We start from the raw sequence: 26,506 nt of genomic DNA on the forward strand, positions 1-26,506 counted from the left end.
AGATCCGTGGGTAGCGGCGAGTTCAGGGGTTGGGGGTGAGCGATTCGAGGACCTCGCGGCGCAGCGCGACGGTCGCCGGGTCGGTGTGCGCGGCGCGTACGCGCGGACGGGGTACGCCCAGGACGCGCCCGGTGGGCAGCAGTGCGACCCGGTCGCCGAGGAACAGCGCCTCGTCCACGTCGTGCGTGACGAAGACGACCGTGGCGCCCGTGCCGCCGAGGACGTCGACGAGCAGCTGCTGCATCCCCGCCCTGGTCTGGGCGTCCAGTGCCCCGAAGGGCTCGTCCATCAGGAGCGCGCGCGGCTCGGCCGCCAGGGCACGGGCCAGCTGGACGCGCTGGCGCTGACCGCCGGACATCCGGTGCGGGAGCTTCGCGCCGTGGCCGTCCAGGCCGACCCCGGTCAGCCAGTGCTCGGCGCGCGCCCGGCGTTCGGCGCGCGGGACGCCCCGGATGGCCAGGGGGAGTTCGACGTTGGCGCGCACCGTGCGCCACGGCAGCAGCGCGTCGTCCTGGAAGACGAGGGCCCGCTCCGCGCGGGGTGCGGTGATCGCTTCGCCGTCCTGGGTGACCTCGCCGCCGAGGGCGGGCAGCAGCCCGGCCAGGGTGCGCAGCAGTGTGGACTTGCCGCAGCCGGACGGTCCGACGACCGCCAGGATCTCGCCGGGCACGACGTCGAGGTCGATGCCGTCGAGCACCGGTGCCCCGGCCCGGCCGAGCACCGCGCCGCGCAGGGTCAGCCGGAGCCCCGGGGGAGTGGTCGTGGTCATGGGCGCACCCGCTCCTTCGTCAGGGGGACCGGCGCCGCCGCCGGAAGGACGACCGGGTGCCGGTGCCGCACGGGGGACGGAGGACGGCTGCCCTCCGTACGCGGAAGCCACCGCGTGAGCCGGCGGCCCAGCACCTCCACCGCCGTCGAGGTGATCCAGCCGAGCAGGCCGATCGTGGCCATGCCGACGAAGACCCCCGGATAGTCGACGACCGTGTAGTCCTGCCAGGTGCGGTAGCCCACCCCGTACTCGCCGGAGATCATCTCGGCGGAGATCACACAGATCCACGACACCCCGATGCCGACGGAGAGCCCGCCGAGGATGCCGGGGAGCGCGCCGGGCAGGACGACGGAGCCGAGGATCCGCCACCGGCCGCCGCCCATGGTCAGGACCGCCTCCTCCCACACCGGGGTGAGCGCCCGCACCGCGTGCCGGGTGGAGACCATGACGGGGAAGAACGCCGCCGTGCAGGTGATGAAGACGATGCCCTGCTCGTTGCTGGGGAAGAGCAGGATCGCCACGGGCACCAGGGCGATCGCCGGCACCGGGCGGACCACCTCGAGGACGGGCCCCAGCAGGTCCGAGGCGATCCGGGACCGCGCGACGGCCGTGCCGACCGTGATGCCGAGGACGGCGGCCAGGGCGAAGCCGGTGACGATCCGGGTCAGGCTGTCCGTGAGGTCCTGCCAGTACGCGTCACTGCCGAGCCGGGCCCCGAACGCCCGGGCCACGTCGGTCACCGTCGGGAACTGCTCGAAGCGCAGCCACAGATTGACGTCGTAGGAGGTCAGCAGCTGCCAGAGGCCCAGCGCGGCCACCAGGGACAGCGTCCGCAGTGCGAGGGACCACCGCCGTGCCCTCATGACGCGCGGGCCAGTTCGAGCGCGGTGGCGTACGGGACGACCCGTGCGCCGGGGTGAGCGGCGACGTCCGCGCGGGCGGCGGACCCGGTGACGTACGGCCTCAGTTCGGGCCCGTCCGCCACCCACACCGCCCGGTCCGCGAACCACAGGGTCCCGGTGCCCGCGTCGGGGACGTACGCGGCCCTGACCCGGCCCTCGTGCCCGGCTGTGTACCGCAGGACCTCGGCGGGGGTCGCGAACGCCGACGTGGTGTCCTGGCCCTTCAGCCAGACCTCGCCGCCACGGGTGGCGGGCGGGCCGGCGGCCCGTGCCTTCGCGTAGGCGGAACCGTGGACGCGCTTGACGTACTGCTCGTCGACGAACGAGTCGACGTCCACGTCCCCCACCAGCTTCGCCGAGCGCAGGACCGGGACGTCCTTCCTGAGCGCGGCCACCAGCGCGGGCTTCAGTGTCGTGTCGAACGTGGCGATGCCCTGGGCGCCGTTGTAGAGGTGGACGACCTCGGCCGGCAGACCCGTCGCCTTCGCCACCGACTCGGAGGCCGCCACCGGGTGCGCGCGCAGGTACTCCGTGGCCCGGCCCTGCGCCCGGAGGAAGTCCTCCAGCGCGGCGGGCCGCTTCTTCGCGAAGTCCTCGACGACGGTGACCCCGTGGAAGGTCGGAAGATTCAGCTCGGCCCCGTCGTAGAGCGCCTTCGCCCGGCCCTGGAAGGCCAGCAGTCCGGGCCACGCCACGAACTGCGACAGGGCGTCGGCGCTGCCTGCCTGGAGGGCCGACGCCCCCACCGCGGGCTGCTGGTTGAGCTTGCGGATGTCCTTCTCCGGATCGAGCCCGGCCTGCTGGAGCGCGCGGACCAGCGTTCCGTCGGCGGCCGAGCCGACGCTCGTGGAGACCTTCCTGCCCCGGAGGTCCTCCAGGGAGCCGAGGCCCGAGTCGGGGCCGGTCACCACGGTGTTGAGACCGCCGCGCAGGTTGTAACCGGTGACGGAGACCAGCTTGGTCGGACGGTTCAGCTGTGTGCCGCGTGCCGCGTTGATCAGCAGCGGGAAGTCGCCCATCGAGCCGATGTCGATCTTCCCGGCGGTCATCTGGGCGGTGATCGGGGCCCCGGTCGCGTAGTCCTGCCACTTCACCTCGTACGTGACGCCGTCCCGCTCGCCCCGGGCGCGCAGCTCGTCCTCGAAGTAGCCGAGCGAGCGCAGCAGGGTGCCCGCAGTGACGGTGTTGATGGTCCTGGACTGATAGCCGACGGTCACCGTGACCGTGTCGCCGTCACCCGCGCCCGCCTCGCCGCCGCATCCCGCCGTGAGCGGGACGAGCAGGGCGGGGGCCAGCAGGGCCCCGGCGGTACGGATTGCCGTGCGTCGCATGGGAGGAGGGGCCTTTCACCTGAGGAGGTAGGGCATGTTGACCGTGACCGCGTCGGTGGGACACCGGGCGGCGCACGGGCCGCAGTACCAGCACTCGTCGACGTGCATGTACGCCTTGCCGCTGTCCGGATGGATGGCGAGCGAGTCGAGCGGACACATGTCGACGCAGAGGGTGCAGCCGTCGATGCACTTGGACTCGTCGACGGTCACGGGCACGTCGGCCCGCTGGGGCGCCAGAGGCATGGCGGTCTCCAGGTAAGAGGGGGGTGTCGTGGGCTGAGGAGGGGGTCAGTCGGCTCTGCGCAGCAGGCCGCTCATGCTGATGCGGTCGCCACGGAACCGGATGAACTCCAGGTCCACGGGCCGGCCGTCCGCGAGGTGGGTCAGCCTTTCCAGCATCAGGACGGCGGAGCCCCGCGGGGTCTCCAGCACGGCCGCGGAGTGCGCGTCGGCGTTGACGGCCTCCATGGTGATCTCGGCCGTGCCGAGCGGCTGCCCCGTGAGGGTCTCCAGCAGCCGGAAGACGTCGGTGTTCTCCAGGTCGCAGCCGAGCAGGCCGGTCCCGATGTCCATGGGCACGTAGGTGAGGTCGAGGGAGAGCGGCAGCCCGTTCAGCAGCCGGCGCCGCTCGATGTAGAGCACGTCGGTGTGCTCAGCGATCCCGAGCCGCCGCGCCACCGGCCCCGGTGCGGGGACGGGGCCGACGGTACGCACCTCGTTGGTGACCCGGCCGTGTTCGCGGAGGGTCTCGCCCAGTCCCTGGAGCCGGTCCAGGCGGTGCGGGTACCTCTCGCTGACGACGACGGTGCCGACGCCCGGCTGACGTTCCACCAGGCCCTCGGCGCGCAGCAGGTCCAGGGCCTGGCGGACGGTGTTGCGCGAGACGCGGTAGTCACGGCCGATCGCGTCCTCGAAGGGCAGCACACCACCCGGGAAGCCCCCTGTACGCACCTGATGGCGCAACAGGTCGGCCAGCAGCCGTGCGTGGTCCGCGCGCAGCCGGCGCCGACGGGCGGCGGCGACGGGCACGGTGTGCTCACGGATGCGTTCGGATGGCATGCGCAGGACCATACCGACGGCTTCCGCGCGATGGTGTTGCCGCAGTGTTGCGCCACCTGAGGACACCGGCCGCACGCCTGTGACCAGCTACTTCTCGCTCGACGTGCGAAGATCTGCCACCCGGTACGACCACCCCTCGGACACCCGGAGGGCTCAGTCGCCCCCGCCCCCGCCGCCGTCCCCGCCCCCGGCCCCGGCGGCCTTGTCCTGGCGCACGTTGTGGTGCACGGCCGACGCCGGCCACTCCTCGCGGACCAGGGCCCGCGCCGCCGCGCGCGAGCGGCGGTCGCCCCGCCTCACCACCGACGGCAGTTCCACCGCCGCGGCCAGGGCCGCGAGCAGCCGGCTCCGGCGGTCGGGGAAGCCTGCCGCCCGCGAGTTCTCGAACCGCTGCCGCACCAGCTGCGCCGGGGAGGCGGGGCCCGCCGGGTGGCGGTGGTAGGGGAACAGGCCGAGGAAGCGGTGGGTCTCCCTGCGCAGGACACCCCGCTCGGTCAGCGCGTCCAGATACAGCCCTTCGGCCCTCCGCCCCGACTGCCGTACCCAGCGCCGGGCCGCCACCCCCGAGCCGGACCTGCCCTTGCCCGGCGGCGGGAGGCTCCGCAGGAACACCGCGAGCAGCGGATCCGGCGGGTCCAGGGGGTTCACGACCACCACCCGGCCGCGCTCCCCGGCGACATGCCCCCGCAGCTCCAGCTCCGCCAGTACGGCCCCGGCGACGCCGTACTCCAGGGACCTGCCCCGGCAGTACGGCTTGCCCCGGACCGGATCCAGGGCGAGCAGCAGCAGTTCCCCGGGGAGCGCGAGCCCGGTGTCGCTCACGGCGCGGCCGTGATCCGTCCGGTGACCTCGCCGAGCCCCACCCGGGTGCCGTGCGGTCCGGGCGCCCAGGCGGTCAGCGTGACGGTGTCGCCGTCCTCCAGGAAGGTCCGCTTGCCCTCCGCCAGGTCCAGCGGATCGCGGCCGTTCCACGTGAGTTCGAGGAGGGAGCCGCGCTGCCCCGGCTCCGGGCCGCTGACGGTTCCCGAACCGTAGAGATCGCCCGTGCGCAGCGAGGCGCCGTTCACCGTCATCTGTGCCAGCTGCTGGGCAGCGGTCCAGTACATGGAGGCGAACGGCGGCTCGGAGACGGTCTGCCCGTTGATCGCCACCGAGATCCGGATGTCGAAGCCGCCCGGCTCCTCGTCGTCCGCGTCCTCCAGGTAGGGGAGCAGCTCGGCGTCCCGCGCGGGCGGCGCCGTGCGGGCCGCTTCCAGTGCCTCCAGCGGGGTGACCCACGCCGACACGGAGGTGGCGAAGGACTTGCCGAGGAACGGGCCCAGCGGCACGTACTCCCAGGCCTGGATGTCCCGCGCCGACCAGTCGTTGAGCAGGGAGAGCCCGAAGACGTGCTCGCGGAAGTCACCGAGCGCCACGGGAGAGCCCTGCTCCGAGGGGACGCCCACGACGAAGCCGACCTCGGCCTCGATGTCCAGCTTCACCGACGGGCCGAAGACGGGGACGGGGTCGGACGGCGCCTTGCGCTGCCCGGAGGGACGCACCACGTCCGTACCGGATACGACGACCGTCCCGGCCCGCCCGTGGTAGCCGATGGGCAGGTGCTTCCAGTTGGGGGTGAGGGCCGCCCCGTCGGGCCGGAAGATCCTCCCCACGTTGGTGGCGTGGTGCTCGCTGGCGTAGAAGTCGACGTAGTCCGCGACCTCGTACGGCAGGTGGAGGGTCACCGAGTCGAGCGGGTACAGCAGCGGTTCCAGGTCCGGGCGGTGGGACGGCACCGTCACCCACGCCGTCAGTGCCCGGCGCACATCCCGCCACGCGGTGCGGCCGGCCGCCAGCAGCGGCATCAGGCTCGGCTGCGCCAGCAGTCTGGCGTACGGCGAACCGAGGGCGTGTGCCGCCGCCCCGGCGTCCAGCACGTGTGCGCCGATACGGACTCCGACCCTCCGGTCCTCGGGGTGTCCCGGGATGGAGAACACTCCGTACGGAAGGTTGTGCGGACCGAAGGGATCGCCCTCGGCCAGGTCGAGCGGGCTGCTCTGCTCGGGCATCTGTCGCTGCCCCTTTCCAGTCGCTTGAGGAACACGTTACGTCGGCTTCGCCGGTCGGCGGCAGTGCCTCAAGTAGGCGTAATGCCCGGAAAGTTATGTGATAACCCCGGTCAGCCCGCCGTGCGGGGGATCCTCTTCTCCCAGGTCCGGTGGAAGACGATCTCGTCACCGTCCCTGCATACGACCTCGTTGGACGTGATGAAGTCGTCGGCGTCCGCACTCGTCTCCGAACGCGTCTCGATCCGTACGTCCCAGGACATCTCGGGCCGGTGCAGCCGGATCGTCCAGTCCGAGCGCGCCCGGGCGGACAGCGGGTCGTCCTCCTGGATCGTGTACGTCTCCAGCGCGTCCTCGGTGAACTCCAGCCCGTCGGGGTAGACCCGCGTGCCGCCGTAGCGCGGATCGACCTCCAGACGCCACTCGCCCCTGGCGACGTCACGGACCACCAGGCGCTCGGGGCGCTGCTCGTCGAGCGTGACCGGGAAGACGACGCCGAGCGGCTCCGCCTGCTCCGGTTCGCCGAAGGTGATCGCGGGATCCTCGGTGTGCCGGCGGACCGGGAGCTCGACGAGGCTGCCCTCCGCCTCGAGCGTGAAGCCCGCCGAACCGGCCTGCGGCCAGATCCACGGCCAGTACGAGGAGGAGACGGCGAGCCTGATGCGGTGGCCGGGCGGGAAGGTGTGCCCGATGCCGTTCAGCTCGAAGGTGACGTACTCGGTCTCCCCGACGGGCCAGTCCTCCGCGCGGTCGCGCCCGTGGCGGGTGGCCAGGTTGAGGGCCCCCCGGGTCACCAGGGTGGAGGCCCCGTCCGGGGCCACGTCGCAGAGCCGGGCGACCACCTGGCCGCGCGGTACGTCCATCCGGATCAGGAGTGTCACCTGTGGACGGCCGAGGATCTCGATCGGGGCGTCCTCGACGGGAAACTCGAAGCACACCGACTTGGCGTCCTCGTCCCGCTGGTCGGGCGGCAGGTCGGCGTCGTTGCCGAACGGGAAGAAGCGGCCCGCGTCCAGCCCGGTCTGCTGCGGTGAGCGGACGGTCTGCGGCCCGCCCTCGAGTCCGTACGCGACCGGAGCGACGTTCCCGGACGGCCAGCTCGCGTCACCGACCCAGCGGCCCGGCAGCGTCTCGTAGACCGTGGCGGGACGGTGCGAGCCGCTGATCCAGGACCGCAGCAAGGGCTCGTTCATCACCCCGGTGTCCTGGTCCTTGAGGTGCTGGTCCCACCAGCGCAGCGTCTCCTGGAGGAAGCCGATCGCGGGCCCCGGGGGGAGGCCCCGGTCCGGGTACTGGTGCGACCAGGGGCCGATCAGCCCGCGCACCTGCCCCGGATCCAGGTGCTCCACCAGGCGCAGGACGGTGTCGCGGTACGGGTCGTGCCAGCCGCCCACCGCGAGGACCTTCGCCTCGATGGCGCCGTAGTCCTCGCAGACGCTGCCGTGTCTCCAGTAGTCGTCCCGCGTCTGGTGGGCCAGCCACGTGTGGATGAAGGGCTCCACCTTCTCCAGCCGGCGCAGCCACATGTCCCGCCAGTCGTCGCCGACGTCCGCAGGGTCCGGGGGCCGGGAGACGAAGGCCAGCATGGTGGAGGCCCACGCGTGCATGTCCACACCGAGGACGGAGCCGCCCATGTAGTGGACGTCGTTGTCGTAGCGGTCGTCCGCCGAGCACACGGTGACGACCGCCTTCAGCGGCTCCGGCGCGAGCGCCGCGATCTGGAGCGAGTTGAAGCCGCCCCAGGAGATGCCGAACATGCCGACCCGGCCGGAGCACCACTCCTGCCGCGCCAGCCAGTGCACGACGGCGACCCCGTCCGCGAGCTCCGTCGCGTCGTACTCGTCACCCGGCATGCCCTCGCTGTTGCCGTGGCCGCGGACGTCCACGCGTACGGAGGCGTAGCCGTGGCCCGCGTACCAGGGGTGGCGCTGCCAGTCGCGCGGCGCCGTCCAGTCACTGAGCCGGTAGGGCAGGTACTCCAGCAGCGCGGGCACCGGTTCGTCGGTGACCGGCCGCCAGATCCTGGCGTACAGCTGGGTGCCGTCCGCGAGGGGGATGTAGAGGTCCTCGTGAGTGGTCTCGTACGGGAAATCGGTGCGGATGTGCATGGCGGTACCTCAGTGGACGGGGTGCATGGTGCGCTTCAGCCAGGGAGCGGCGGCGATGACGGCCACACCGGCCGCCACCGCGATGGCGCCATTGACACCGAAGTAGGCGGGGTTGGAGACCTCGCCGTAGAGCTTCACGATCTGTGCCTGGATGCCGTTGGCGAGAGCCAGGGACAGGAACCACAGCGCCATCGTCTGGCTGGCGAACGCCTTGGGGGCGAGTTTGGTGGTGGCGGACATACCGGAGGTCTCCAGCAGGATGTCGCCGAGGCCGAGCAGCAGGTACGAACCGACGATCCACCAGGCGGCCATCCGGTAGGTGTCGTCGGCGTGGCCCGAGGTCGGGATGACCATCAGGAGGAAGGACAGCCCGCCGAGGATCACCCCGATCGCGATCTTGTTCGAGGCGTGCGGCTGGCGGGGCCCCATCCGGGCCCAGACGGCTGCGACGACGGGCGCCAGCGCGACCTCGAAGGCCCCCAGCGCCGAGGCGTACCAGCTCGCCGGGAAGTGGAAGCCGAAGATCTCCGTACGGGCGTTCGTCGAGGCGAGCAGCATCATCGTCGAGTACGCCTGGAAGAGGATGAAGTTGAAGACGACCGAGGCCAGGAACAGCACGACGTACGGCCGGAGCCTGCCGCGCTCCTCCGGGGTGACCCGGGGGCTCCTGAACATCACGACGAAGTACACGACGGGCGCGATCACCGAGACGAGGGTCAGGACGTCGACGAACCGGTCCATCGTCAGCCAGCCGGCCAGCGCCAGGGCCGTCGCCACCAGGGCGGCCACCGCGATGCCGGCCGCGATGGTCAGCACGGCCCGGCGCATCGGGCCGGGCGCCAGGGCGTACTCCGCCGTGTGCTTTCGCCCGGCCAGGTGACGGCGGCCGGCGACGTACTGGATCAGGCCGAACGTCATACCGACGGCGGCGGCCGAGAACCCCCAGTGCCAGCTCGCGTGCTCGCCGAGCCATCCGGTGACCAGCGGGCCGGCGAAGGCACCGATGTTGATGCCCATGTAGTAGAGCGCGAAGCCGGCGTCGCGGCGCTGGTCCTCGGTGCGGTAGAGCTTGCCGACCATCGAGGCGACGTTGGGCTTGAGCAGGCCGGTCCCGGCGCTGATCAGGCCCAGCCCCACCCAGGTCATCGTGGCGGTGGGCACGGCCATGGCGTAGTGGCCGCACGCGATGAGGACGCCGCCGTACAGCACCGCGCGGTAGGAACCGAGGATCCGGTCGGCCAGCCAGCCGCCGGCGACGGAGACGAGGTAGACGAGGGTGCCGTAGGCGGCGGACACGGAGGCGGCGGTGCCCGGGTCCATGCCCATACCGCCGTCGGAGACCGTGTCGGCGAAGAAGAGGACCAGGATGGCCTGCATCCCGAGGAACGAGAAGCGTTCCCAGACCTCCAGTCCGGACAGGGTCATCAGACCCCGGGGCTGGCCGAAGAACGCGTGATCGTCTTCGGGCGGCGGCTGAGCCGGTTCGGTACCGGCCGGGGCGTGGGACAAAGCGACAACTCCTGATCGTATGAGCTGATGCCGAACATACCGGCGGTGGCGGGAAGGCGCCCACGGTGATCCAAAGGGGACCGGATACGCTGAGTTGAGTGAGGACAGCGACACATCGACAATCCGTGTGAGCGTCAGCAGACAGGAGATCCCCTCGTGACCGTCGTCGGGCCGTTCGGACTGAGCGTGCGGGACCAGGCTCTTGAGGCCGATGTCCAGGCCGGTTTGGCCGCTGTCGAGGCGGGGCTGCTGGACGCCACCAAGAGCGAGGTCCCGTTCATCACAGAGGCCGCGCAGCACCTCGTCAGCGCGGGGGGCAAGCGTTTCCGGCCCCTGCTGGTGATGCTCGCGGCCCAGTTCGGTGACCCGGACGCGCCGGGTGTCGTCCCCTCGGCCGTGGTCGTCGAGCTGACGCACCTGGCGACGCTGTACCACGACGACGTGATGGACGAGGCGGACGTGCGCCGGGGGGTGGACAGCGCCAACACCCGCTGGGGCAACTCCGTGGCCGTGCTGACGGGCGACTTCCTCTTCGCGCGCGCCTCGCACATCCTGGCCGACCTCGGGCCGGAGGCCGTCCGCATCCAGGCGGAGGCGTTCGAACGCCTGGTCACCGGTCAGATCCTGGAGACCGCCGGCCCTCGCGACGGACGCGACCCCGTCGACCACTACATGGACGTGCTGGGCGGCAAGACCGGGTCGCTGGTCGCCGTGTCCGGACGGTTCGGCGCCCTGATGGCCGGGGCCGACGAGTCGGTCGTCGACATCCTCACCCAGTACGGCGAACGCCTCGGCATCGCCTTCCAGCTCGCCGACGACGTCCTGGACATCGCCTCGGACTCCCACGAGTCGGGCAAGACGCCCGGCACCGACCTGCGCGAGGGCATTCCCACCCTGCCGGTCCTCCACCTGCGCGCGCGGGCGGCGGCCGAGGGCCGCCGGGAGGACCAGGAGCTCGTGGAGCTGCTGGACGGCGACCTCGGCGACGACGCCCGGCTCGCGGAGGCCCTGCGCAGGCTCCGCGCCCACCCGGCGCTCGAACAGGCCCGCCGCGACACCGTCCGCTACGCCCAGGAGGCCCGGGCGACGCTGGCCCCGCTGCCCGAGTGCTACGCGAAGGCCGCGCTGGAAGAGCTGTGCGACGCCGTGGTGCACCGCGCCGGCTGACCCGTTCGGACCCGGGGGCCCGGCCAGGACGCGGCGGACCCCTAAGGGCCCGGCGGACCGCGGACCCTCCGGGTCATCCCGGAGAGGTACGCCCAGTTGCTCCCGAGGGCTGACGCTTCTCCCCGCCCGATTTGGTCAGATGGATGACAACCACTCCTGACCACATCGGGTGAGAATGGCGGCGGGGAGTGGGCACGTGCAACGGGATGGCAGCCGCCGACCACGGAGGTAGAGCACACATGGCACCGAACGACAGCGCGGAGACCAACGGCGAGGCCACGGGCACTGTCGTGGGCCGCCGGAAGGCGGCACGCTACATCGTCCCGTTCGCGGTGGCGGGAGTGGCGGCGGCGACGATCGGGCTCGTCCCGGCCCTCGCGGACTCCGGCGACCCGGAACTGCCGGACATCACCGCCCAGGAACTCATCGAGAAGATCGCCGCGTCGGACGAGGAGCAGCTCTCCGGCACGGTGAAGATCACCACCGATCTCGGTATCCCGTCACTCGGCGGACTCGCGGGCTCCTTCGCCCCGGGCGCCGGACAGGGACCGGCGGCAGGGGAGTCGAGCGCGTCCCCCGACGCCAAGCTGATGGAGCTCGCCTCCGGCACGCACACGCTCCGGATCGCGGCGGACGGCCCCGACAAGCAGCGGCTCTCCATCCTCGGCGAGGGCTCCGAGTACAGCCTCGTCCACAACGGGGACGACGTCTGGGGATACGACAGCGAGAGCAACGAGGTCTACCACGCGAAGTCCGACGGGAAGGGGCGCGCGGACGGGGAGGCCGGGAAGCACAAGGCGCCCGAGGGCATGCCGGCCACTCCGAAGGAACTCGCCGAGGAGGCGCTCGCCGCTGCCGGCGACACCACGTCCGTCACCGTCGGCGGCACGGCCCAGGTGGCGGGGCGCGACGCCTACAAGCTCGTGATCAAGCCGAAGCAGTCCGGTTCGACGGTCGGCTCCGTCACGGTCGCGGTCGACGCCTCGACCGGTGTGCCCCTGAAGTTCACCCTGGCTCCGAGCAGCGGAGGCAAGGCCGCGGTCGACGCCGGATTCACCGATGTGGACTTCGCGAAGCCCGACGCCTCCTCCTTCTCGTTCACCCCGCCCAAGGGTGCCGAGGTGACCGAGGCCGACGAGCTCGAGGCCGGGGCGGAGAAGGACGGCGCGGCGGACGAGGCCCGCAAGGACCTGAGCGCGCTGGAGGGCTTCAAGGGCCTCGACGTCATCGGCGAGGGCTGGACCGCCGTCGCCGAGATCGACGTCCCGGGAGGTGCGGGACTGCCCGCCCAGGGCTCCGGCGACGTGCCCGCGCAGGCGCAGCAGTTCCTGGACGCGCTCGGCGACAAGGTCACGGGCGACTTCGGTTCGGGCACCGTCTTCAAGACGCGGCTGGTCAACGCGCTGCTGACGGACGACGGCAAGGTCTACGTCGGAGCGGTCACCAAGGACGCCCTGGTGAAGGCGGCCGACACCGCCAAGTAGGACGCATCCCACGGACCGCCCCGTCGTACGCTCCGTACGGCGGGGCGGTCCGTGCGACGGGGCGCGCGCCCGGGGGAGGGACGCGTGGCGCGGACGTGGGGGCCCGACGCGGGGCCGGACACGGTGGGACAGGACCGGGAGTGCTCATGACCGACACAGCGGACGCGGCGGCGGAGCCGGACACCGGGCCGGAGCCCGGCACGGTGATCGAAACGCGCGGGCTCACCAAGCGCTACCGGGGCGGGCAGCCGGCCGTCGACGGTCTCGACCTCGCGGTCCCCGCCGGAAGTGTCTTCGGCTTCCTCGGGCCCAACGGTTCCGGCAAGACCACCACGATCCGGATGCTCATGGGGCTCGTCGAACCGACCTCGGGCACCGCACACGTCCTGGGCCGCCCCATGCCGGCCGCCTCCCGCGCGGTGCTCCCGCAGGTCGGCGCGCTCATCGAGGGCCCCGCGCTGTACGGGTTCCTGACGGGCCGCGGCAATCTCGTACGCTTCGACTCCGCCGATCCGGCCGCCGATCCGCGCACCCGGCGCGCCCGGGTGGAGGCCGCGCTGGACCGGGTCGGGCTCACCGCGGCGGCCGGCAGGAAGGCCAGGGCCTACTCACTCGGGATGAAGCAGCGCCTCGGGATCGCCGCCGCGCTTCTCCGGCCGCGCAGACTGCTCGTACTGGACGAACCGACCAACGGTCTCGACCCGCAGGGCATGCGCGAGATCCGCTCGCTGGTCCGGGAGCTGGCGGCGGAGGGCACCACCGCCTTCCTCTCCTCCCACCTGCTCGACGAGATCGAGCAGGTCTGCACCCACGCGGCGGTGATGGCCCGTGGCCGGCTCCTCGTGCAGGGCCCGGTGGCCACGCTCGCCGCCGGTGCGCGGGGACGGCTCACCGTCACCACCCCCGATCCCGGCGACGCCGCCCGGATCCTCACCGCACACGGGGCGACGGGCCTCATGACGGACGGGGCCCGGGTGAGCGCGGACGCGCCGCCGGGCGAGGTGGAACTCGCGGACATCAACGCCGCCCTGGTGCGCGGCGGAGTGCGCGTACGCGCCTTCGGTGTCGAGCGGGGCTCGCTGGAAGACGCCTTCGTCGCACTCACCGGAGAGGGATTCGATGTCGCAGGCTGAACTCACGGCGGTGCGTGCCGCCCGCGCCCCGCGCCGGCTGTGGGCCCTGGGCATCCTCCGCTCCGAGCTGGCCACCACGCTCCGCCGGTGGCGCACCCTGGCCCTGCTCGGTGTCCTGGCGGCCGTGCCCGTCCTCATCGGGATCGCCGTCCGCGTGGAGACGGGCGACGGCTCCGGGGGAGGGCCCGGCGACGGCGGGGGCGGTCCCGCGTTCCTCTCCCAGATCACCGGCAACGGGCTGTTCCTCGTCTTCGCGTCGATCTCCGCGACGCTGCCCGTCTTCCTCCCGATGGCCGTCGGCGTCATCGCGGGGGACTCCGTCGCGGGTGAGGCGAGCGGAGGCACTCTGCGCTATCTGCTGGTCGCACCGGCGGGCCGGACCCGGCTGCTGTGCGCGAAGTACGCGTCGGTACTGGTGTTCTGCCTGGTGGCCACCCTGGTCGTGGCGGTGTCGGCACTCGCGGCCGGGGCGCTGCTCTTCCCCGTCGGCGAGGTCACGACGATCTCGGGGACCAGGATCGGGTTCGGCGAGGGACTGCTCCGGGCCGGCCTGATCGCGGTCACCGTGGCGGTGTCCCTCACCGGCTTCGCCGCGCTGGGCCTCTTCATCTCGACGCTCACCGACAGCGGGATCGCCGCGATGGCCGCCACGGTCGGGGTGCTGATCACCGTGCAGATCCTGGACACGATGCCGCAGCTCGACGGAATCCATCCGTATCTCTTCCCGCACTACTGGCTGTCCTTCACCGACCTGCTGCGCGATCCGGTCCGCTGGGACGAGATGGTCAGCAACCTGGGACTCCAGGCGGTGTACGCGGCGGTGTTCGGCTCAGCGGCCTGGGCGCGCTTCACGACGAAGGACATCAGCGTCTGAGGGCGCCGACACGGGCCGTCCGCACCGTCGGCCGGTCGAGCCGTCCCCCGATCGGCTCGTCGCGGCACGAACGGCACGAACGGTCTGCTGCACGGAACGTGACGACACGGTACGTTCCGTTTCCAGCCAGGTCATTGTTCGACTTTTGGCGACGCCCTGTCAACAACCGGTGGGTGGAATCCCCCTATGCTCACCGAATGATCACATCGCCGAGTTCCCTGCGCCGCAGCGAGAGGTCGCGACGGGCGACGCTGGACGCCGCCCTGGAGCTGTGTACGGAGAAGGGCTACGGCCGGGTCACCGTCGAGGCGATTGCGGCGCGGGCCGGCGTGAGCAAGAAGACGATCTACCGGTGGTGGCCGTCGAAGGGCGCGGTCATCCTCGAGGCGTTCGCCGAGGTGTTCATCGGCGCGACACCGTTCGTGGACACCGGCGACATCGCGGCCGATCTGCGGACGCACGTTTACGGCGCGGTGAAGCTGGTCTCCACGCCTCCGTACGGTCCGGCCTACGCCGGGATCCTGTCGGAGATGCACTACGACGACGACCTGGCGCGGGCCGTACTCGAACAGCTGGTCCAGCCCCGCTTCGAGGCCGCCGTCGGGCGCCTGCGGCAGGCCCAGGAGCAGGGGCAGATCCCGGCCGGCGCCGATCTGCCGCTCGCGGTGGAGCTGCTCTACGGCCCCGTCTACTACCGGCACGTGCTGAGGAAGCCGGCCCAGGACGAGGCGACGATCGCCTCACTGGTCGCCCACGTCCTGCGGTCCCTCGCCGCCGGCGACGAGGGAGCGGCTGCGGCGGACGGGGCGGGTGGCGCCCCCGTCCGGCGTGAGGCCTCCACCTCGGGTGACGCTTCCGTCCCGGGTGGCGCCGCCGCCGCCCCGGCTCCGGGTGGGGCGTCCGCTCCGGGGCGCGTCAGCTGAAGAACGTCTTGGCCCTCGCCGTGGCCCCGGTGTCCGACAGCACGTCGCCGGGCTTGCTGCCGTTGCCCAGCAGTACCCCGCCCCAGCGCATCCCGAGGTAGCGCGCCGAATTCCGCAGTGTCCCCGCGAGGGGCTCGGCGGCCGCCGGGTCGGCGTCCGCGAGTGCGGTGACACCCCACAGGGTCTTGCCGGCCATCCGTCGCTGGAAGTCGACCCCGGGGGTCTCCAGCCAGCCCGACCAGTGGTCCAGGTACCGCTTGGTGGAGGTGGAGACCGCGTACCAGTACAGCGGTGAGGCGACGACGACGTCGGTGGCGGCGAGTGTCGCCTCCAGCAGGGTCGCGGCGTGACCGGTGGGAGCGGTGTGGCCGTCCGCGTGCCGCCGGTCCTCGAAGTCGGGCAGCGGGAGGTCCCGCAGGTCCAGCCACCGCTGCTCCGTGCCCGCCGGGAGCTGCTCGGCCGCGAGCCGGGCGAGCGTCCCGGTGTTGCCGTCGGCGCGGCTGCTGCCGAGCAGGAAGAGGAAGGTGCGTGTGGCCATGGAGTCCCCCAGCAGTGTGCGTGCGACTTTTACCAGCGCATGCATCATATGCATGTGCATGGAATTTGGGGGACGGTTTCCGGCCAGGTCCCTCGAAGGCGTCCGGTGCTCAGGTGAAGAGCCGCTCCAGGACCACCGCGACGCCGTCCTCGCTGTTGGAGAGCGTGATCTCGTCGGCTGCGGCACGCAGCTCCTCGTGCGCGCCGGCCATCGCCACCCGGTGGCCCGTGAGGCGGAACATCGGCAGGTCGTTGGGCATGTCGCCGAACGCCACCGCGCCGGCGAGGTCACGGTCCAGCAGTCCGGCGGCCAGGGAGACCCCGGTGCCCTTGTCGACGCCGTACGGTGCCAGCTCCACCGTCCCCGGGCCCGCCATCGTGACGGACGCCAGTTCGCCCACCGCCATGCGGGCGGCCGTGGCCAGTTCGTCGTCCGTCAGCCGCGGGTGGCGTATCAGGACCTTGATGACCGGCGCCGCCCACAGGTCCGCGCGGCGCCCGGCCCGCTGTGCGGGGAGCGAGGGGTGCGGCATGCGGTACCCCGGCTCGATCAGGGTCATGCCGTCGGCGCCGTCCTGGTCCACGGCGGCGAACACCTGCCCCACCTCGGCCTCGATCTTGCCGAGTGCGGTGTCGGCCAGCTCCCGGTCCAGCGTCACCGAGCTCAGCATGCGTGCCGCCCCGGCGTCGTACACCTGCGCCCCCTGCCCGCAGACCACCAGGCCGGTGTAACCGAGGTCCGCGAGCAGGGCGCGTATGCCGGGCACCGGCCGGCCCGTGACGATGAGGTGCTGCGCTCCGGCCGAGGCGGCGCGGGCGAGCGCGGTGCGGGAACGCGGGCTCACGGTGTCGTCGGGACGCAGGAGCGTGCCGTCCAGGTCCGTGGCGACGAGGGTGTAAGCGGCGAGTGGCGTGAACATGAGGTCAGCCTAGAGAGACCGCCCTCCCGCCGTACGCCGCCGGCCCGCGCGGCCGGTCACCCCGGTCAGTGCACGCAGAACTCGTTGCCCTCCGGGTCCAGGAGCACCTGCCACGAGCCGCCGGGCTCATCGACGACACGCAGCACGCTCGCCCCCAGCCCCACCAGCCGTTCCGACTCGGCCTCGCGCTGCCCGGACGCCGTGTGCACGTCCAGGTGGAGGCGGTTCTTCACCGTCTTGGGCTCCGGTACGCGCTGGAAGAGGAGGCGGCGCCCGAGGCCGGTCCCGCTCTTCTCCTCGTACGGATCGTCCGGATGCCGCACCGCGGCGAGATCGCGCCACGCGCGGCGGCCGTGCGGCTCGACCGTGGCTGCCTCCGGTACCGCCCCCACGGTGAGCAGTTCCTCGATGAGGGCGCTGTTGTCCTCGACGAGATAGCCGAGTGCCTCGGCCCAGAAGTCCGCCTGGGCGTGCGGGTCGGTGGCGTCGATGACGACCTTCCAGTGCAGTGTCATGAAAACCGTTTGTACTGGTTACCCGAACGGTGGGGCAACGGGCACGCCGGAACCCGGGCTGATTCCTCGCACGCCACAGGTGGCCACGCCCGGCCGGCCCGCGTCTCACCGCACCGGGCACGCCCCGCAGACGTGGGCGCCGCACGCGGCCAGGAGCGCCCCGGCCGCCGCGCTGACCCCCGGATCGGCGTCCGCCGTCAGCCGCTCCGCCGTCGCCCGGCCCGCCAGGACCGCGAGATGCGCGTCCCTGGCCCACTCCGGGTGGTGCGCGTGGTCGTGGGCGAGGATCGTCCCCAGCAGCCCGAGTACTCCCGCGCGGTCCTTCACGGTCTCCGTGGCCGCGAGTTCCCACAGGAACGGCACCGTGGCGACGGTCGCGTCGAACACGGCCATGGCGCCTATCCACTGCCCCAGATCGCTCAGCGCGTCCTCGGCCGACTCGCTGTCGCCCCAGGCGATCCGCGAAAGCGTCCCGGGGACCCGGGAGGCGGAGCCCTGGGCATGGCGCAGCTCATGCCACTGAACGTGCCTCATGTCCTTCAGGATGGTCCCCACCCGGGCACTCAATCAGCCTTTACGAGTGCCGTCCACCATGTCTGCACCCCTCATCGGATCCGGCTTCCCGGCCTTGTCCAGGACATCGAGGCAGCGCCTCACCGCGGCGTGGTCGGCCGCGTCCGCGATCAGCCCCACGTGGTTGTCCGGCCGGACCACGACGACCGTGTCGCCGGTGATGCCGTACGCCGCGTGGGCGTGCCCTTCGCGGTCGAGCAGGGCGCCCGTGCCCGCGACGGCCGTCCCGGACGCCGGGTCCCCGGCGCCGTACACCCGCAGGGTCCGCACCGTGTCGCCGTGGGCCGCGGCCGCCTCCCCGAGGGCCTGCTCCGCGCCGGCCCCGAAGCCCAGCACGGTGATGTGCGGACCGGCGAACACCCGGAACAGCCGGGTCGGGGCACCGGTCGACGCCTCGGTGCACGGGGCGTCCGGGGCGCGGTCGCCCGACCGTACGGCGCCGCCGCCCCCGGGGCGGGCGAGGCGGCTCCACCGGTATCCGCGGTCCAGTCCCGTCGTCGACGGGGTGATCGCGGTGTCGAGTCCGCCGCCCGGCACCCTGATCGCCTCCAGCGTGGCTCGCAGCCGCTCCGAGGTGAGGTCCAGCGTCCAGGCGGCGACCGGCAGCCGCTCCTCCTCGTAGGTGTCCAGCAGCTCCGCGCCCGCCCGCCCCCGCAGCACCTGGCCGAGCTTCCAGCCGAGGTTGAACGCGTCCTGGATGCCGGTGTTCATGCCGAGGCCGCCCGCGATCGCGTGCACATGGGCGGCGTCCCCGGCCAGGAGGACCCTGCCCACCCGGTAGCGGTCCACCATGCGCACGTTGACGCGGTACGTCGAGAGCAGGGTGGCCCGGGTGAGGTGCCCGGCGGGAAGGCGGGCGTGCCGGGCGAAGAGCCGCCTGAACCCTTCGAGGGAGGGCGGGAGGGGCCGGCCCCCGGCGTCCCGCTCCGGGCCCGACTGGTACCACCAGCCCGCCCGGGTGCCGGGGATCGGGCAGAGCATGACCCCGCCGTCCGCGTCGAACCACTGATGCCACAGCCCCCGGTCCAGGACTCCCGGGGTGATCTCGACGTCGCCGCAGACCATCACCTGTTCCTCGTCCGTCTCCCCGTCGAAGGGGACGCCGAGCAGCTTCCGTACGCGGCTGTGCGCACCGTCGCAGCCCACCACGTACCTCGCGCCCGCGGTGGAACCGCCGGCGAAGGAGACCCTCACGGCCCCGTCGCCTTCCGTGAGGCCGACGACCTCGGTGCCCGTCTCCACGGCCACGCCGTACCCGGCGAGGCGGTCCCGCAGGATCTCCTCCAGCCGCCACTGGGCGATCAGCCGGCCCCGGTCGTACGGCGCGTCCGGCGTCGGCGCGCACCCGGCGTACGGGTCGGTGTCGGCGATCCGCACCCCGTCGCGGTACTTGCGCATGGGGAGGGGCGGCGAACCCGCCGCCAGCACCGCCTCGACGACCCCCAGGTCCTCCAGCACCTCGAGGGAGCGGGGGTTGGGGCCCTTGGACCGCGAGCTGCGCGGGTGCTCGGGCGACTTGTCCACGACGCGGACGCCGATGCCCCGTCTGGCGAGATCGCAGGCGAGTGTCAGTCCGGTGGGGCCCGCCCCCACGATCAGTACGTCGGTCATGCGTGCTCCTCGGTCCGTGTCGTCCCCTCAGGGAAACGTAACCGAGTCAAAAAAGCAACTGGGTAATTATTTGGTCGGAGCGTTCACACCCGGGGCGGAAGCGGAAGGTGTGCCGATGGGTGCCGCCGCCTCCGCCGCCCGTACGGCCAGACGAAGCGCCTCCGCCCGCGTGCGCCGGGCCGTCCTCAGGGCGTCCCAGGTCAGCAGCATCAGCGCCACCCAGACGAGTGCGAAGCCGGCCCACCGCTCGGGCGGCATCGCCTCGTGGAAGTAGAGGATGCCGAGCGCGAACTGGAACACCGGCGCCAGATACTGCAGCAGGCCCAGGACCGACAGCGGGACCCGGATCGCCGCGGCGCCGAAGCAGACGAGCGGGATCGCGGTGACCAGTCCCGTCGCCGCGAGGAGTGCTCCGTGCCCCGCGCCACCGGCCAGGAACGTCGCGTCGCCGCTCGCCCCGAGCCACAGCAGGAACGCGAGCGCGGGCACGAACAGCACGGCGGTCTCGGCGGCCAGGGACTCCAGGCCGCCCATGCCGACCTTCTTCTTCACCAGGCCGTAGGTGGCGAACGAGAAGGCCAGTACCAGGGAGATCCACGGCGGCTGCCCGTAGCCGACGGCCAGCACGAGCACCGCCGCGAAGCCGGTCGCCACCGCGGTCCACTGGACCGGCCTCAGTCGCTCGCCGAGCAGCAGGACACCCATGGCGATCGTGACCAGGGGATTGATGAAGTAGCCCAGGGACGCCTCGACGACGTGGCCGTTGTTGACGGACCAGATGTAGAGGCCCCAGTTGACCGAGATCACGGTCGCGGCGATCGCGATCAGTCCCAGTCGCCGGGGCTGCCGTATCAGCTCGCCGATCCACGCCCAGCGGCGCAGGAACAGCAGGGCGGCACCGACGACGCCCAGAGACCACACCATCCGGTGGGCGAGGATCTCCACCGCTCCCGACGGTTCCAGCAGCGGCCAGAAGAGGGGGACGAGGCCCCACATCCCGTACGCGCCGATTCCGTACAGCAGGCCTGCCCGCTGTTCGTTCTTCCCCTTCACAGGCCCTCCCGGCACTCCCGCGTCGACGTTGGGCCGACTGCACGAAGGTAGCGCCGGAGGGGCCCGTCTGTCATTGCCGTCTCATGGGAACGGTCGTGACAAGCGCGGGTCGTCCCTGCTCAGGCGTCCGCGACCGCGGCGGCGACCGTCTCGGCCAGGGGAGTGGTCGGCCGGCCGGTCAGGCGGGCCAGGTCGCCGCTCGTCCCCGCGAGCAGGCCGCGCCCGATGGCCTCGTCGACGTCGACGAGGATCGTGGCGAAGGACTCGGGTACGCCGGCTCCGACGAGGATCCCGTGGTGCGCCGCAGCCGGGACGCTGCTGTAGGTGATCTCCCTGCCGGTCGCGGCGGACACCACGGCGGCGTACTCGGCCAGCGACCAGGCCACATCGCCGCTCAGTTCGTACACCGCGCCGAGGTGCCCCTCCCCGGTCAGCACGGAGGCCGCCGCGGCCGCGTAGTCGGCCCGTGCGGCGGAGGCGACGCGCCCGTCGCCGGCGTTCGCGACGACGGTGCCGTGCGCCAGGACGGGCGCAAGGTTCGCCGTGTAGTTCTCGGTGTACCAGCCGTTGCGCAGGAAGGTGTGGGGGAGCCCGGAGTCCAGGATGAGCTGTTCGGTCACCTTGTGCTCGGCGGCCAGCAGGAAGTCGGCGTCGGGGCCGCCCAGTACGCCGGTGTACGCGAGCTGGGCGACACCCGCGGCCTTCGCGGCGTCGATCACGGCGGTGTGCTGCGGTACGCGCCTGCCGACCTCGTGGGCGGAGATCAGCAGCACGCGGTCGCCGGCCCGGAAGGCTCCGGCGAGGGTCTCGGGGCGGTCGTAGTCGGCGATGCGGAGCTCGACGCCCCGGGCGGCGAGCGGGGCGGCCTTCTCCTTGTCGCGGACGACGGCGACGACCTGGCCGGACGGGACCGTGTCGAGCAGCCGCTCGACGACGAGACGGCCGAGGGCGCCGGTGGCTCCGGTGACGACGATGCTCATGGGGTTTCTCTCCTGGGGTGCTGATCCGCGAGTGGAACAGCACTCACCCTAAGAGGGGTACTAACTTCTAGAAAGTACCCACTTTGAAGTAAGGTACTGGTGTGACAGTGAGCATCCTGGACGAGGTGGGCGGCCACCGCCCTGACGTCAACCAGCGCAACTGCCCCTCCCGGCTCGTCCTCGAACACGTCACCAGCCGGTGGGGCGTGCTCGTGCTGGCCGCGCTGCTGGAACGCTCGTACCGCTTCAGCGAGCTGCGCCGCACGGTCGGCGGTGTCAGCGAGAAGATGCTGGCCCAGACCCTCCAGACGCTGGAGCGCGACGGTTTCGTCCACCGGGACGCGCAGCCGGTGATACCGCCCCGCGTGGACTACTCGCTCACCCCGCTCGGCAGGGAGGCCGCCGACCGGGTCTGGGCGCTGGCCCGGTGGTCCGAGCGCCGGGTGGACGAGGTCGAGTCGGCGCGCGCGGCATACGACGAGGCCCGGAGCCGATCGGCTCCGGGCCCCGGGCACCAGGGGTGACGGCGGATCAGCCGACGACGGTCCAGGTGTCGTTGCCGGCCAGCAGGGTGCTGAGGTCGCCCTTGCCCTGCTGTTCGATCGCGGTGTCGAGCTGGTCGGACATGAGGGCGTCGTAGACAGGGCGCTCGACGCTGCGCAGGACGCCGATGGGCGTGTGGTGCAGGGTGTCGGCGTCGGCGAGGCGGGAGAGGGCGAACGCGGTGGTGGGACTGGGGTTGTGGGCGTCGTGGACGAGGATCTGTGACTGGTTGTCCTCGGTGACCGCCACGACGGCCAGGTCGCCGGTGAGGGGGTCGCGGACGACACCCTTCGCCCCTCCGGCGCCGAAGCGGATGGGCTTGCCGTGTTCGAGGCGGATGACCGCCTCCTCGGCGCGTTCCTTGTCCTTGAGCACCTCGAAGGCGCCGTCGTTGAAGATGTTGCAGTTCTGGTAGATCTCGACCAGCGCGGTGCCGGGGTGGTCGGCCGCGGCCCGCAGCACGCTCGTGAGGTGCTTGCGGTCGGAGTCGACGGTGCGGGCGACGAAGGAGGCTTCGGCGCCCAGGGCCAGGGAGACCGGGTTGAACGGTGCGTCCAGCGAGCCCATCGGCGTCGACTTGGTGATCTTTCCGACCTCGGAGGTGGGACTGTACTGGCCCTTGGTGAGCCCGTAGATCCGGTTGTTGAACAGCAGGATCTTGAGGTTGACGTTGCGGCGCAGGGCATGGATGAGGTGGTTGCCGCCGATGGACAGGGCGTCGCCGTCGCCGGTGACGACCCAGACCGACAGGTCGCGGCGGGAGGTGGCCAGCCCGGTCGCGATGGAGGGGGCGCGGCCGTGGATGGAGTGCATCCCGTAGGTGTTCATGTAGTACGGGAAACGGGAGGAGCAGCCGATGCCGGAGACGAAGGTGATGTTCTCCTTGGCCAGCCCCAGTTCGGGCATGAAGCCCTGCACTGCGGCGAGGACCGCGTAGTCGCCGCAGCCCGGGCACCAGCGCACTTCCTGGTCGGACTTGAAGTCCTTCATGGACTGCTTGCCCTCGGCTCTGGGGACCAGCTGGAGAAGTTCGTTGGCGTCAGGCATCAATGGCCTCCTTGAGGACGGTGGCGAGCTGCTCGGCCTTGAAGGGCATGCCGTTGACCTGGTTGTAACTCCGGGCGTCGACGAGGTACCTGGCTCTCAGCAGCATCGCCAGCTGGCCCAGATTCATCTCCGGGACCACGACCTTGTCGTAACGCCCGAGCACCTCACCCAGATTCCGGGGGAAGGGGTTGAGGTGGCGCAGGTGGGCCTGTGCGATGGTCTCGCCCGCCGCGCGGAGCCGGCGGACCGCCGCCGTGATCGGCCCGTACGTCGAGCCCCAGCCCACCACCAGGGTGCTCGCGCCCGCCGGGTCGTCGACCTCCAGGTCCGGGACCTCGATGTTGTCGATCTTCGCCTGGCGGGTGCGGACCATGAAGTCGTGGTTGGCCGGGTCGTAGGAGATGTTGCCCGTGCCGTCCTGCTTCTCGATGCCGCCGATCCGGTGCTCGAGACCCGGCGTGCCGGGCACCGCCCACGGGCGCGCCAGGGTCTGCGGGTCCCGCTTGTAGGGCCAGAACACCTCGGTGCCGTCAGCCAGTTCGTGGTTCGGGCCGGTCGCGAACTGGGTCCGCAGATCGGGGAGGCTGTCGGTCTCGGGGATCCGCCACGGCTCGGAGCCGTTGGCCAGGTACCCGTCCGAGAGCAGGAACACGGGAGTCCGGTAGGTCAGCGCGATCCTCGCGGCGTCCAGGGCCGCGTCGAAGCAGTCCGCCGGGGTCCTGGGCGCCACGATCGGCACCGGCGCCTCACCGTTGCGCCCGAACATCGCCTGCAGCAGATCCGCCTGCTCCGTCTTGGTCGGCAGACCCGTGGACGGCCCGCCCCGCTGGATGTCGATGATCAGCAGCGGCAGTTCCAGCGACACCGCCAGCCCGATCGTCTCCGACTTCAGCGCCACCCCCGGCCCCGAGGTCGTCGTGACCCCCAGGGAACCCCCGAACGCCGCCCCCAGCGCCGCACCGATCCCGGCGATCTCGTCCTCCGCCTGGAACGTCCGGACGCCGAAGTTCTTGTGCCGGCTCAGCTCATGAAGGATGTCGGACGCCGGGGTGATGGGATACGAACCCAGGTACACCGGCAGATCCGCCTGCCGGCCCGCCGCGATCAACCCGTACGACAGGGCCAGATTCCCCGAGATGTTGCGGTAGGTACCCGTCGGGAAGGCCTGCGACGCCGGCGCGACCTCGTACGAGACGGCGAAGTCCTCCGTCGTCTCACCGAAATTCCAGCCGGCCCGGAACGCCGCCACATTCGCCTCGGCGATCACCGGTTTCTTCGCGAACTTCGACCGCAGGAACGCCTCCGTCCCCTCCGTCGGACGGTTGTACATCCACGACAACAGGCCGAGTGCGAACATGTTCTTCGACCGTTCGGCCTCCTTGCGGGAAAGACCGAACTCCTTCAACGCCTCGATGGTCAAGGTCGTCAAAGGCACCGGATGCACGTTGTAGGCCTCGAGTGAACCGTCCTCCAGAGGGGACTCGGCGTATCCGACCTTCGCCATCGGACGTTTCGTGAACTCGTCCGTGTTCACGATGATGTCCGCGCCACGCGGGACGTCGGCGATATTCGCCTTCAGAGCGGCGGGATTCATCGCGACCAGCACATTCGGCGCGTCGCCCGGCGTCAGGATGTCGTGGTCCGCGAAGTGCAGCTGGAACGACGACACGCCCGGCAGCGTCCCGGCGGGCGCCCGGATCTCGGCCGGGAAGTTCGGCAGCGTCGACAGGTCGTTCCCGAACGACGCCGTCTCCGACGTGAAGCGGTCACCCGTCAGCTGCATGCCGTCACCCGAGTCACCCGCGAAACGGATGATCACCCGGTCCAGACGGCGGATTTCCTTCTCGGCGGCGCCCGCACGCTCGACGTGCGGGGGACGCTGTTCCCCGACGACAGCCTCGCTGGCCTCATCGGACTTTCCGGCTGGGCTACTGACCTGGCTGGTCACTGAACTGGACCTCCCTCGGGGCGGCGGCTCGGGACCGGCCGGCCCGCCGGCGGTCCAGGCCCCACCCTACTTCTGTAAGGGTCGCCTTCCTCGGACCGGTCATATGGTGGACGCGTTTGTGAGACATGAATGCATCCCGTTCTGCCATATTTCTCCGGACCCTTCGATCGCTGGACGAAGCCCCTCGGCACTCACCCTTTCGTCCTGGTCCTGAGGCACGCTCGACTACGGGCCGATCATCCAGATCATCGCGAGTAGATCATCGCTTTGTCACGAGTTCAGATAAGTGAGAACAGCGAGAACACGCCGGTGATCCCCGTCACTGGGTGACAGGCCGAGTTTCAGGAAGATGTTGCTGACGTGCTTCTCCACCGCTCCGTCACTGACCACCAGCTGCCGGGCGACGGCCGAATTCGTACGTCCCTCCGCCATCAGGCCCAGGACCTCCCGCTCACGCGGCGTGAGCCCCGCCAGCACGTCCTGCTTGCGGCTGCGGCCCAGCAACTGCGCCACCACCTCCGGGTCCAGGGCGGTCCCGCCCTGCGCCACCCGCACCACGGCGTCCACGAACTCCCTGACCTCGGCGACCCGGTCCTTCAGCAGATAGCCGACCCCCCGGCTGCTGCCGGCCAGCAGCTCGGTGGCGTACTGCTCCTCGACGTACTGCGAGAGCACCAGCACCCCGATGTCCGGGTAGTCCTTGCGCAGTCGCACCGCCGCCCGGACTCCCTCGTCGGTGTGGGTCGGCGGCATCCGCACATCGGCGACGACCACGTCCGGCAGCGCGTCCTGTCCCGCGAGGTCGTGCACCGTCTTGATCAGCGCCTCCGCGTCCCCCACCCCCGCGACGACGTCGTGCCCGAGATCGGTCAGCAGCCGGGTGAGCCCTTCCCGGAGCAGCACCGAGTCCTCGGCGATGACGACTCGCACTCTTTCCTCCACGACCTTGTGTCCCCCACTGTCGGTGTTGCCGCGTACGCCGATGTGCGCGCCGCCCTGTGTACCCAGCATTCCAGCATCGGGGCCCGGATGGGCCGTGCCGGCGGTTCCGGTCCCCCCGGACGCGCCGCAGTGCCCCGGCCGCCGTGATGGCGGCCGGGGCACTGCGGCTCCGGCTCGTCCGCCGGCTCCGTACGCGGCACCCGTGTACGGAGCCGGGGGTGTCAGCCCCGCCAGGGCAACTCGGCCGTGATCGTCGTCGGGCCGCCGGCGGGGGAGTCGACGACGAGGATGCCGTCCACCGCGTCCAGCCTCTCCGTCAGCCCGGCCAGACCACTGCCCACCGAGACCCCGGCCCCGCCCCGCCCGTCGTCGGAGACCTGGAGCATCAGCCGGTCCGCCGTCCTCCACACGTCGACCGAGGCGCGCGTGGCCCTGGCGTGCTTGCTCACGTTCTGGAGGAGTTCGGAGACCGTGAAGTAGGCGATGCCCTCGATGGCCTGCGCGGGCCTGGACTCCAGGTCCACCACGACCTG

The 26,506-nt window shown here is 71.7% G+C and carries 25 protein-coding genes and 1 pseudogene; 6 read left to right on the forward strand and 20 right to left on the reverse strand.

Annotated features, from left to right (window positions below; all coding sequences use genetic code 11):
• Positions 1–22 precede the first annotated feature (22 nt).
• From ACHFIV_RS01675 to ACHFIV_RS01715, 9 genes are all read right to left on the reverse strand, one after another.
• Positions 23–769 (reverse strand): ABC transporter ATP-binding protein, encoded by a 747-nt coding sequence (locus ACHFIV_RS01675; protein WP_398962427.1) that lies wholly within the window; start codon positions 767–769, stop codon positions 23–25.
• Complete coding sequence (locus ACHFIV_RS01680; RefSeq protein ID WP_398962430.1) at positions 766–1,632, reverse strand: ABC transporter permease; 867 nt, start codon at positions 1,630–1,632, stop codon at positions 766–768. Before ACHFIV_RS01680 ends, ACHFIV_RS01675 begins: the two co-directional genes overlap by 4 nt.
• A complete protein-coding gene (locus ACHFIV_RS01685) occupies positions 1,629–3,002 on the reverse strand; it encodes an ABC transporter substrate-binding protein (RefSeq protein ID WP_398962433.1) in 1,374 nt (457 codons plus the stop codon). The genes ACHFIV_RS01680 and ACHFIV_RS01685 overlap by 4 nt, the downstream gene beginning before the upstream one ends.
• A gap of 15 nt (positions 3,003–3,017) precedes the next feature.
• Positions 3,018–3,245, reverse strand: a complete 228-nt coding sequence (locus ACHFIV_RS01690) for a ferredoxin family protein (protein ID WP_398962436.1) — start codon at positions 3,243–3,245, stop codon at positions 3,018–3,020.
• Between the two features lie 45 nt (positions 3,246–3,290).
• Positions 3,291–4,061, reverse strand: coding sequence for a GntR family transcriptional regulator (locus ACHFIV_RS01695; protein WP_398962439.1), 771 nt, complete (start codon positions 4,059–4,061; stop codon positions 3,291–3,293).
• Between the two features lie 153 nt (positions 4,062–4,214).
• The gene (locus ACHFIV_RS01700; RefSeq protein WP_398962442.1) at positions 4,215–4,883 is read right to left on the reverse strand and encodes a GOLPH3/VPS74 family protein; all 669 of its coding nucleotides are present in this window, start codon (positions 4,881–4,883) and stop codon (positions 4,215–4,217) included.
• Positions 4,880–6,109 (reverse strand): fumarylacetoacetase, encoded by a 1,230-nt coding sequence (fahA, locus tag ACHFIV_RS01705; RefSeq protein ID WP_398962444.1) that lies wholly within the window; start codon positions 6,107–6,109, stop codon positions 4,880–4,882. The genes ACHFIV_RS01700 and fahA overlap by 4 nt, the downstream gene beginning before the upstream one ends.
• Positions 6,110–6,219: 110 nt before the next feature.
• The gene (locus ACHFIV_RS01710) at positions 6,220–8,214 is read right to left on the reverse strand and encodes a CocE/NonD family hydrolase (protein WP_398962447.1); all 1,995 of its coding nucleotides are present in this window, start codon (positions 8,212–8,214) and stop codon (positions 6,220–6,222) included.
• A gap of 9 nt (positions 8,215–8,223) precedes the next feature.
• On the reverse strand, positions 8,224–9,723 hold the full coding sequence (locus ACHFIV_RS01715; RefSeq protein WP_398962449.1) for a peptide MFS transporter: 1,500 nt from the start codon (positions 9,721–9,723) through the stop codon (positions 8,224–8,226).
• 156 nt (positions 9,724–9,879) lie between these two features.
• Between ACHFIV_RS01715 and ACHFIV_RS01720 the strand changes: the two genes are divergently transcribed.
• The 5 genes and pseudogenes from ACHFIV_RS01720 to ACHFIV_RS01740 form a co-directional block, all read left to right on the forward strand.
• Positions 9,880–10,890: a polyprenyl synthetase family protein gene (locus tag ACHFIV_RS01720; RefSeq protein ID WP_398962452.1), complete on the forward strand. Its 1,011-nt coding sequence runs from the start codon at positions 9,880–9,882 to the stop codon at positions 10,888–10,890.
• Positions 10,891–11,129: 239 nt separating this feature from the next.
• A complete protein-coding gene (locus tag ACHFIV_RS01725; RefSeq protein ID WP_398962454.1) occupies positions 11,130–12,374 on the forward strand; it encodes an outer membrane lipoprotein carrier protein LolA in 1,245 nt (414 codons plus the stop codon).
• A gap of 146 nt (positions 12,375–12,520) precedes the next feature.
• The gene (locus ACHFIV_RS01730) at positions 12,521–13,507 is read left to right on the forward strand and encodes an ABC transporter ATP-binding protein (protein WP_398962457.1); all 987 of its coding nucleotides are present in this window, start codon (positions 12,521–12,523) and stop codon (positions 13,505–13,507) included.
• Positions 13,494–14,381 (forward strand): ABC transporter permease, encoded by an 888-nt coding sequence (locus ACHFIV_RS01735; protein ID WP_398962460.1) that lies wholly within the window; start codon positions 13,494–13,496, stop codon positions 14,379–14,381. Before ACHFIV_RS01730 ends, ACHFIV_RS01735 begins: the two co-directional genes overlap by 14 nt.
• Positions 14,382–14,578: 197 nt before the next feature.
• Positions 14,579–15,157: pseudogene (locus tag ACHFIV_RS01740) on the forward strand (TetR/AcrR family transcriptional regulator); the annotation flags it as partial.
• Positions 15,158–15,296: 139 nt separating this feature from the next.
• On the opposite strand, the gene ACHFIV_RS01745 reads toward ACHFIV_RS01740, so the two are convergent.
• The 7 genes from ACHFIV_RS01745 to ACHFIV_RS01775 form a co-directional block, all read right to left on the reverse strand.
• Positions 15,297–15,842 (reverse strand): flavodoxin family protein, encoded by a 546-nt coding sequence (locus ACHFIV_RS01745; protein WP_398962463.1) that lies wholly within the window; start codon positions 15,840–15,842, stop codon positions 15,297–15,299.
• Positions 15,843–15,951: 109 nt separating this feature from the next.
• Positions 15,952–16,761 (reverse strand): HAD-IIB family hydrolase, encoded by an 810-nt coding sequence (locus ACHFIV_RS01750; protein ID WP_398962466.1) that lies wholly within the window; start codon positions 16,759–16,761, stop codon positions 15,952–15,954.
• Positions 16,762–16,826: 65 nt separating this feature from the next.
• Positions 16,827–17,276, reverse strand: coding sequence for a VOC family protein (locus ACHFIV_RS01755; RefSeq protein ID WP_398962469.1), 450 nt, complete (start codon positions 17,274–17,276; stop codon positions 16,827–16,829).
• A 105-nt stretch (positions 17,277–17,381) separates the two neighbouring features.
• Positions 17,382–17,810 (reverse strand): hypothetical protein, encoded by a 429-nt coding sequence (locus tag ACHFIV_RS01760; protein ID WP_398962471.1) that lies wholly within the window; start codon positions 17,808–17,810, stop codon positions 17,382–17,384.
• 33 nt (positions 17,811–17,843) lie between these two features.
• Complete coding sequence (locus tag ACHFIV_RS01765) at positions 17,844–19,460, reverse strand: FAD-dependent monooxygenase (protein ID WP_398962474.1); 1,617 nt, start codon at positions 19,458–19,460, stop codon at positions 17,844–17,846.
• 66 nt (positions 19,461–19,526) lie between these two features.
• Positions 19,527–20,513 carry an EamA family transporter RarD gene (gene rarD / locus ACHFIV_RS01770; RefSeq protein WP_398962476.1) on the reverse strand — a complete coding sequence of 329 codons (987 nt, stop codon included), beginning with the start codon at positions 20,511–20,513 and terminating at the stop codon, positions 19,527–19,529.
• A gap of 119 nt (positions 20,514–20,632) precedes the next feature.
• Positions 20,633–21,493 carry an SDR family oxidoreductase gene (locus ACHFIV_RS01775; RefSeq protein WP_398962479.1) on the reverse strand — a complete coding sequence of 287 codons (861 nt, stop codon included), beginning with the start codon at positions 21,491–21,493 and terminating at the stop codon, positions 20,633–20,635.
• A 101-nt stretch (positions 21,494–21,594) separates the two neighbouring features.
• Between ACHFIV_RS01775 and ACHFIV_RS01780 the strand changes: the two genes are divergently transcribed.
• Positions 21,595–22,017, forward strand: coding sequence for a winged helix-turn-helix transcriptional regulator (locus ACHFIV_RS01780; protein WP_398962481.1), 423 nt, complete (start codon positions 21,595–21,597; stop codon positions 22,015–22,017).
• A 7-nt stretch (positions 22,018–22,024) separates the two neighbouring features.
• Here ACHFIV_RS01780 and ACHFIV_RS01785 read toward each other — a convergent pair whose 3' ends face one another.
• The 4 genes from ACHFIV_RS01785 to ACHFIV_RS01800 all read right to left on the reverse strand — a co-directional run.
• Positions 22,025–23,083: a 2-oxoacid:ferredoxin oxidoreductase subunit beta gene (locus tag ACHFIV_RS01785; protein WP_398962484.1), complete on the reverse strand. Its 1,059-nt coding sequence runs from the start codon at positions 23,081–23,083 to the stop codon at positions 22,025–22,027.
• A complete protein-coding gene (locus tag ACHFIV_RS01790; RefSeq protein WP_398962486.1) occupies positions 23,076–25,031 on the reverse strand; it encodes a 2-oxoacid:acceptor oxidoreductase subunit alpha in 1,956 nt (651 codons plus the stop codon). The genes ACHFIV_RS01785 and ACHFIV_RS01790 overlap by 8 nt, the downstream gene beginning before the upstream one ends.
• A 270-nt stretch (positions 25,032–25,301) precedes the next feature.
• Positions 25,302–25,961 (reverse strand): response regulator, encoded by a 660-nt coding sequence (locus ACHFIV_RS01795; protein WP_398962499.1) that lies wholly within the window; start codon positions 25,959–25,961, stop codon positions 25,302–25,304.
• A gap of 233 nt (positions 25,962–26,194) precedes the next feature.
• The coding region (locus ACHFIV_RS01800) for a sensor histidine kinase (RefSeq protein ID WP_398962489.1) at positions 26,195–26,506 on the reverse strand (312 nt) is incomplete at its 5' end.

Source organism: Streptomyces sp. ALB3, from assembly GCF_044385685.1.
In the GTDB taxonomy this organism is placed as follows: Bacteria; Actinomycetota; Actinomycetes; order Streptomycetales; family Streptomycetaceae; genus Streptomyces.